The sequence below is a fragment of the Trinickia sp. genome, assembly GCF_036503415.1.
In the GTDB taxonomy this organism is placed as follows: Bacteria; Pseudomonadota; Gammaproteobacteria; order Burkholderiales; family Burkholderiaceae; genus Trinickia.
Genome location: NZ_DASXWY010000088.1, coordinates 107658 through 113841 on the forward strand (window position 1 = coordinate 107658; position 6184 = coordinate 113841).

The 6184-nt window shown below is 64.1% G+C and carries 6 protein-coding genes; 1 reads left to right on the top strand and 5 read right to left on the bottom strand.

Annotated elements, in window-relative coordinates:
- Positions 1-103: 103 nt before the first annotated feature.
- From msuE to VGL01_RS12405, 5 genes are read right to left on the bottom strand one after another with little or no spacing between them, the layout of a single operon-like run.
- Positions 104-682 carry an FMN reductase gene (gene msuE / locus VGL01_RS12385; RefSeq protein WP_331569651.1) on the bottom strand — a complete coding sequence of 193 codons (579 nt, stop codon included), beginning with the start codon at positions 680-682 and terminating at the stop codon, positions 104-106.
- Between the two features lie 3 nt (positions 683-685).
- Positions 686-1546 carry an ATP-binding cassette domain-containing protein gene (locus VGL01_RS12390; protein WP_414720240.1) on the bottom strand — a complete coding sequence of 287 codons (861 nt, stop codon included), beginning with the start codon at positions 1544-1546 and terminating at the stop codon, positions 686-688.
- Complete coding sequence (gene ssuC, locus VGL01_RS12395; RefSeq protein WP_331569655.1) at positions 1444-2307, bottom strand: aliphatic sulfonate ABC transporter permease SsuC; 864 nt, start codon at positions 2305-2307, stop codon at positions 1444-1446. The genes VGL01_RS12390 and ssuC overlap by 103 nt, the downstream gene beginning before the upstream one ends.
- Before the next feature lie 43 nt (positions 2308-2350).
- Complete coding sequence (gene ssuD, locus VGL01_RS12400) at positions 2351-3508, bottom strand: FMNH2-dependent alkanesulfonate monooxygenase (protein ID WP_331569675.1); 1158 nt, start codon at positions 3506-3508, stop codon at positions 2351-2353.
- Positions 3509-3535: 27 nt separating this feature from the next.
- Positions 3536-4531 carry a sulfonate ABC transporter substrate-binding protein gene (locus VGL01_RS12405; RefSeq protein ID WP_331569657.1) on the bottom strand — a complete coding sequence of 332 codons (996 nt, stop codon included), beginning with the start codon at positions 4529-4531 and terminating at the stop codon, positions 3536-3538.
- 245 nt (positions 4532-4776) lie between these two features.
- Here VGL01_RS12405 and VGL01_RS12410 point away from each other — a divergent pair, with 245 nt between their 5' ends.
- Positions 4777-6147 (top strand): MFS transporter, encoded by a 1371-nt coding sequence (locus VGL01_RS12410; RefSeq protein WP_331569659.1) that lies wholly within the window; start codon positions 4777-4779, stop codon positions 6145-6147.
- The last annotated feature ends 37 nt before the right edge of the window (positions 6148-6184 follow it).

The following is a 6184-nucleotide window of genomic DNA, read 5'->3' on the forward strand; positions in this document are numbered from 1 at the left end:
TGCCGGCATAGCGATGCGCTAAAGGAACGTTTAGATCGATTTAAGTAGTAGCTTACCTCCCGGAGGCGGCAAAAAATCGATCGCCGAATTGGAGAGGGACTCGTCAGGCCGCGACAGTTTCGCGCGCGGCCGCAGCCAACGCGGGCCTTCCTTCGAGCCACGGCGCGGCGCGCTCCACGGCCAGCGCAATCCGTTGCCGCAGGGCTGTGCTCGCTATTTCGTAGTGATCGAAGTCACGCTCCGAGGCATAGACCCCGAGGGGCAGCGTCAGCGCTTGAAAGAACGCGAAAAGCGGCCGCAGCTGATGTTCGATGACGAGCGAATGACGCTCGCTTCCGCCGGTGGCGGCAAGCAACACCGGCTTATCGACGAGTGCATCCTGGCCGACCAGATCGAACAGGTGCTTGAAAAGCCCCGTGAAAGAGCCGCGGAACACGGGACTCGCCACCACGAGCGCATCGGCCCCTTCGATCGCTTCGACATGCGCCCTCGCCTCCGGTGGCAATTGGTTGCGATACACGGTCCGTCCCAGCGCGGGAGCGATTTCGCCAAGCTCGACGAGCCGAACGTCGAGCGCGACGACCGCACTCAACGCCGCCACGATCTCTTCGACGAGCACCAGTGTGCGCGAAGGCCGCTGAAGTCCGCCGGATACGGCAACCAATTTCAATTGCTTCGTCATCGCTCATGTCCTCTTGAATGCCGGATGCAGCACACGCTGCAACACATCGTTTTCGATCGCGGCGAAAGCGGCGGCGCCGCGCGCCCGCGGTCGCGGTAGGTCGACTGCTCGCTCGAGTGCCACGCGCCCGTGCTCGATGAGCACGATGCGCTGCGCCAATGCCACCGCCTCATGAACATCGTGCGTGACGAGCAGCGCGGTGAACCCGTATTCGCGCCAAAGCCGCTCGATGAGTTCATGCATTTCGATGCGCGTCAGCGCATCGAGCGCGCCGAGCGGTTCGTCGAGTAACAGCAGGTCGGGGCGGTGAACGAGTGCGCGCGCGAGCGCCACGCGTTGACGCTGTCCGCCGGAAAGCTGCGCCGGCCAATCGTGTTCGCGCGCGCCCAGCCCGACTTCCTGGAGCGCCGCGCGCGCATCGTCGCGCGCGGCGCGAGGCAAACCGAGCATCACGTTGCCGAGCACGCTCTTCCACGGCAGCAGGCGTGCGTCCTGGTACATGATCCGGGTACGCGGCGGCGCCCCGTCCTCGTCGCGCGCCGAGTCCTGCGCGCGCGCACCGATATCGACTTCGCCGTCGTCGGCTGTGTCGAGCCCGGCCACGAGCCGCAGCAGCGTCGACTTTCCACATCCGCTACGGCCGATGACCGCTATGAAACTGCCTTTGTCGATCGTCAGATCGAGATGGTCGAGAACCGTGCGCGATCCGTAGCGCTTCGTCACCGCGCGCAACCGGACGGCGGCTTCCAGTGCGGTCGCCGTCATGCCTTCGCTCCCTTGAACGCGCCCGATGGCCGCCGGATCGCTCTCGCCCAGTGCAACACACGGCGCCGCGTGCCGGCACTGCGCGCCGATGCGGCGAATGCGGGATGCCACGGCATCAACTGCCGCTCGAGCCAACGGGCGAGCACATCGGCCAGCTTGCCCAGCACCGCGTAGAGCAGGATGCCCAATACGACGACATCGGTTTGCATGAATTCGCGCGCATTCATCGTCATGTAGCCGATACCGGACTGCGCCGAAATGGTCTCGGCGACGATCAGCATCGTCCACATGAGACCCAACGCAAACCGTACGCCGAGCAGTATCGTCGGCAACGCGCCCGGCAAAATCACGTCGCGATAGAGCGCGAATCCGTGGACATCGTAGCTCTTCGCCATTTCGACGAGATTCGCGTCGACCGAACGGATGCCATGAAACGTATTCACGTAGATCGGGAAAAATACGCCGAGCGCGACGAGAAAAAGCTTTGCCTGCTCTTCGATGCCGAACCAGAGTATGACGAGCGGAATCATTGCCAGCGCGGGAATGTTGCGAATCATCTGGACGGTCGAATCGAGCGCCGCCTCGACCGGCTTGAAGAGTCCGCAGGCCAGGCCGCATACGAATCCGGCACCGCCGCCGATCGCGAACCCCGTGAGCGCGCGCCACGCGCTGACTTTCACGTCGGCCGATATCTCTCCGCTGCGCCAGAGCCTCCATGCCGCATCGGCCACTGCAAGCGGCTCGGGCAACACGCGCGCAGCGAGCCACCCGGCGCGTGCGCTCGCCTCCCATAGCGCAACGATCAGCGCCGGCACGATCCATGGCGCAACGCGTTTGATCAGGACTCCTTGCCATTTCACGATGCTTTCTCCCAGGTTTGCAGTTGCGGTTATCGGCCCGTCATCAGCTTTGCGAAACGTTCGGCAAATAGCTGTTACCCACCACCTCGCCGAATGGGCCGGACAATGGCGCCTCGATACGTTCCCGAACGCGCCCGGGCAACCGCGGAAAGACGAGCTCCGCGAAGCGATAGGCCTCCTCGAGATGGGGATAGCCGGACAGAATGAATGTCCCGATGCCGAGCTCGGCGTACTCGCTCATGCGTGCCGCAACTTGCTTCGCGTCTCCGACGAGTGCCGTCCCCGCTCCGCCTCGCACAAGTCCGACGCCCGCCCAGAGATTGGGATAGATCTCGAGGTCCGCCCTTGTACGCCCCTTGCCGCCATGCAGTGCCGCCATGCGGCGCTGCCCCTCGGAATCCATCTTCGAAAAGGCCGTTTGCGCGCGGCCGATCGTTTCGTCGTCCAGGCGGCTGATGAGCCTGTCGGCTGCAGCCCACGCCTCGTCGGCCGTCTCGCGCACGATCACGTGCAAGCGAATGCCGAATTGAAGATCGCGGCCTTGCTCCCGCGCCTTGGCGCGCACCTCGGCGATCTTTTTTTCGACGGCTTGCGGCGGCTCGCCCCAAGTAAGGTAAGTGTCGACGTGCGAGGCAGCGATAGTGTGAGCGGCCGGCGAGGAACCGCCGAACCAGAGCGGCGGATGCGGGCGCTGCACGCTCGGGTAGAGCAGCTTGCCGCCCTTCGAAGCGAGATGCGCGCCTTGATAGTCGACTGTGCCGCCTTCGTGGGCCGTCCGAAGCTGTTCTCGCCAGATCGTCAGAAACTCGTCCGTGATCTCGTAACGTGTGTCGTGATCGGCAAAGACACCGTCGCCCTCGAGTTCCGCCGGGTCGCCACCCGTGACGACGTTGATGAGCAATCGCCCGTTCGAGAGGCGATCGAACGTTGCCGCCATGCGCGCCGAGAGCGCCGGCGAACTCAACCCCGGCCGTATCGCGACGAGAAACTTCAGGCGCTGCGTGACCGCGATCAAGCTCGATGCGACGACCCATGCATCCTCGCAGGAGCGCCCGGTCGGCAGCAGCACGCCGTCGTAGCCGAGCGTGTCGGCCGCCACCGCGACTTGTTTGAAGTAATCGTAGGTCGCCGCCCTCGCGCCGTCGGACGTCCCCAGGTAACGCGTATCGCCATGCGTCGGAATGAACCAGAACACCCGCATCATCGTTCTCCTTCTCGTCTCACGGTTTCATGCAAGCCACTGTGCGTCATGCACGGCGATGCGCTTCGGAATCAATTTGAGTTCGCCGAACGTATCGGCGATCGTCTGCTGCGAGGCCAGCACCTGAGCGGTGACCGGCGTCGCGCCATAAGCCGCGCGGCGAGCCGCGAGTTCGACCGTGGACGCGTCCAGGCCGACGAGCGGCGCAAGCTCTCGCGCCACTTCCGCCGGGTGCGCCTTGGCCCACGCATCCGCCTTGGCGAGCTCTTCGAGGACCGCATGCACGAGCTTCGGCTCGGTCGCCGCGAACTTGCGCGCGGCGAGATAGAACTGCGTGTTGTCGACGAGGCCCGTTCCGTCCACGAGCACGCGCGCGTCGGCCTGTCGCTGGATAGCCGCAAAATACGGGTCCCAGATCACCCAGGCATCGACACTGCCTTGCGTGAAGGCCGCGCGCGCATCCGCCGGCGCCAGGTAGGCGGGCTGAATGTCGGCGTAATCGAGACCGGCATGCCGCAGCGCACGTACGAGCAGGTAGTGCACGTTGGAGCCCCGGTTCAGCGCGACTTTCTTGCCGCGTAGATCGGCAACCGTCTTGATCGGCGAATTGCGCGGGACGACGACGGCTTCGGACGTCGGAGCCGGCGGCTCGTTGGCGACATAGACGAAATCGACCCCTGCCGCTTGCGCGAAGATAGGCGGCGTTTCGCCCACCGTGCCGAAATCGATGGCTCCCGCGTTGAGGCCCTCGAGCAATTGCGGCCCGGCGGGGAACTCGAGCCATTTCACTGTGACGCCCTCGCTCGCGACGCGTTTTTCGAGCGTGCCGCGGGCTTTCAGCAGTACCAGGGTGCCGTATTTCTGATAACCGATCCGCAATGTTTTCGCGGGTTTCTGCGCGAATGCGGCGGGACCGAAGCCGATGGCAGCCGCCCCCGACGCGAGCATCGCACCGCCTACCGCCGCGGCTTTGAGCCAGCGGCGGCGGGCCGCCACGTGTTGGTCGTCGTTTTCTGAAGACATAGATTCCCCAAGGAGCGTTTTTACGCGCCAGTCAAAATATTCAGGTGTGCAAATTGATCGGAACAAGGGCACCGTTGCGAGCGCAACCGGAAGAGCCAGTCTAGAAAACGATTCGCTCGGCGTGAACGATTGATTTCAGCTTTGCTCGTGACGAATCGTCATAACCGGCGCGTGCTTATTTCTTGTTGGATTTTTATTTTGGATACTTGCACGTCGAACTTATCGAGAATCTCGGGGACCACGACATGCGCGCTTTGGACCCTCATGAACGCGACAACCGCCCGAACACAGCCAGCCCGCCCCCTGCCAGCGTTGCGGCTCGGGAACGACCGCCCTCGCCCGGCAACGGCCGCATCGATGCGCGCCTGCTGAAGGCCGTTTTCGCGACTTCGCTCCTCAATGGCCTCGAACTCTTCGACTTCACCGTATTTGCCTTTTTCGGTGCAATTATGGGAGATCGATTCTTTCCGTTCACCCAACCGATGACTTCGCTGCTACTCGCCGCGGCGACGTTCGGCGTCGGTCTTCTCGCGCGCCCGCTAGGCGGCTTGCTGCTGGGCGCCTATGCCGATCGCCGCGGACGGCAGCCGGCGCTGTTCTTGAGCTGCTGGTTCGCCACGCTCGGCACGGCGGCGATTGCCCTCTCCCCGACCTACGAGCAAATCGGCATTGCCGCGCCACTGCTCGTCGTCGTGTCGCGCGTGCTGCAGGGCCTTGCCGTTGGCGGTGAAATCGGTCCCGCCGCGGCGCTTGCGATGGAAGCGGCGCCGCCGTCGAAACGCGGCTTCGTCATCGGTTGCCAACTGGCCGGCCACGGCATTGCACCGCTCTTCGGCGCATCGCTCGGCGCGCTGCTGAGCGGCATGCTGACGCCCACCCAGCTCTTCGATTGGGGCTGGCGCGTCGCGTTCGCCATGGGACTACCGCTGATCGGCATCGCCTACTATCTGCGCCGCAAACTACGGGAAGGCGGCATCTCCGACAGGACCGCCACGGGCGACGCACGACGCCGCCCGGTCGCGCAGCTCTTTCAGCATCATCGCCGGATCATTGCAATGGCGACATTGCTGATGGGCTTTCGTACCGTACCGCTTTACGCGGTCGTCTATTTCCTGCCCACGTATATGGCGCACGTCATACACCAGCCAATGGTGAACGGCTTTCTCGCATCGACACTTTCGGCCGTGCTGCTGATCGCATTGTCTCCGGCGGCCGGCATCGTCATCGACAAGCTGCCGCGGCGCAAACCTCTGCTTTTCGCCACCGCCTGCGGGACCGCGATCGGCGTCTATCTGCTCTTCGTCGCCATGACGCCCGCCGCCACTGCGGCACGGCTCTTGATAGGCATTGCTTCGATCACCGCGTTGATCGTGCTCGGCGGATGTGCCGCCACCGTATTGGTTTTGGAAGCCTTGCCGCACAACGTGCGTGCAACGGGACACGGCTCGACCTATGCGCTCGGCGCGGGGATGTTCGGTGGCACCGCGCAACTCGCCGTGGCCGCGTTGATGAAATGGACGGCCAACCCGATGTCGGTCGCCTGGTATGTCGTGCCCTGTTGCCTGCTCAGCGCGGGCGCGGCAATCGCGTTCAACGAGCGACGTGCTGAACGCTGAATATCGGAACGATGCGCCAGCATGCTCCGATGCCGAC

Excerpts from the sequence above, each read along its gene's own strand:
- msuE (WP_331569651.1), bottom strand. The coding sequence starts at position 682 with ATGACGAAGCAATTGAAATTGGTTGCCGTATCCGGCGGACTTCAGCGG.
- ssuD (WP_331569675.1), bottom strand. The coding sequence starts at position 3,508 with ATGCGGGTGTTCTGGTTCATTCCGACGCATGGCGATACGCGTTACCTG.
- VGL01_RS12405 (WP_331569657.1), bottom strand. The coding sequence starts at position 4,531 with ATGTCTTCAGAAAACGACGACCAACACGTGGCGGCCCGCCGCCGCTGG.
- VGL01_RS12410 (WP_331569659.1), top strand. The coding sequence starts at position 4,777 with ATGCGCGCTTTGGACCCTCATGAACGCGACAACCGCCCGAACACAGCC.